Below are 419 nucleotides of genomic sequence, written 5' to 3' on the forward strand. Positions count from 1 at the left end.
TAACTTATCAAGGGCAGTTGCCCTGATATTATGGGCTATTTTTAGCCTGTTATGGGTTGTCAGTCCCAATAACAGGCAATCAATCTCTGTGGGTTTATTTTCAATGCCAGTCTTTTGCGACACCCTCAGTGCGGGCGGGGATATAAGGCGAAAAGCCCGGGGGGCTTTCAAGAACACTCAGGCGTTGACTGACTCTGAACGTAGGCTCTGAGTGTTTCGATCGTTGCCCCTCCGGTGCTACAGACAAAGTACGATCTTGACCACAGCAACCCTGTTTTGCTCTGCATTCGTGGATGTGTATTCTGCTGGCGTAGTAGCCGTGATGATACTGATTTCAGGTTGTTAACCATCACGCTCACTGCCAGCTTTGGCGGGTATGCGACCAGAAGGTGTACATGATCCCGCTCACCGTCCATCTC

At 50.1% G+C, this 419-nt stretch carries 1 protein-coding gene; it reads right to left on the reverse strand.

From position 1 onward, the window contains the following. Positions 1-167 precede the first annotated feature (167 nt). A partial coding sequence (gene tnpA, locus AM629_RS22925; RefSeq protein ID WP_072161981.1) for an IS200/IS605 family transposase occupies positions 168-419 on the reverse strand: 252 nt, incomplete at its 5' end.

This window comes from Photorhabdus heterorhabditis (assembly GCF_001280945.1).
Classification (GTDB): Bacteria; Pseudomonadota; Gammaproteobacteria; order Enterobacterales; family Enterobacteriaceae; genus Photorhabdus; species Photorhabdus heterorhabditis.